We start from the raw sequence: 329 nt of genomic DNA, 5'->3' as shown, positions 1-329 counted from the left end.
GCGTCGATCGCCGCGAGCACTTGTTGGACCTTGGGCCAGCCTTCGATCTTGAGCAGGATGTCCCCGCCCGGCCGCACGAACGGCAACGTCGTGTAGGCTTCGTTGGCCGCGACCGCGCGCACCACGTCGATGCGCGAGACGATCGTGCCGAAGTCGTTCGACGCCCAGCGGACGAAGGCGAAGACGGCGCCCGGTCGGAAGCCGACCACGCGGGTTCGGCGGGTCAGGATGCGGTCCTGGGCGACGCGGCCGAAGCGTATCCAGTGCTCCAGCTTCTTCTCGATCCAGGTCAGCTCGACATGGGTGAGGCCGTCGCGGGCGAGCGCGCT

At 68.7% G+C, this 329-nt stretch carries 1 protein-coding gene; it reads right to left on the bottom strand.

Annotation, left to right across the window (positions count from 1 at the left end):
* Positions 1–329, bottom strand: a 329-nt coding sequence (locus tag AX735_RS22775; protein WP_156447590.1) for a DUF2840 domain-containing protein, incomplete at both ends; no start/stop codon positions are given.

Source organism: Blastomonas sp. CCH1-A6 (genome assembly GCF_001556365.1).
GTDB classification, from domain to species: Bacteria; Pseudomonadota; Alphaproteobacteria; order Sphingomonadales; family Sphingomonadaceae; genus Blastomonas; species Blastomonas ursincola.
This window is presented reverse-complemented; position numbering and strand designations above follow the sequence as displayed.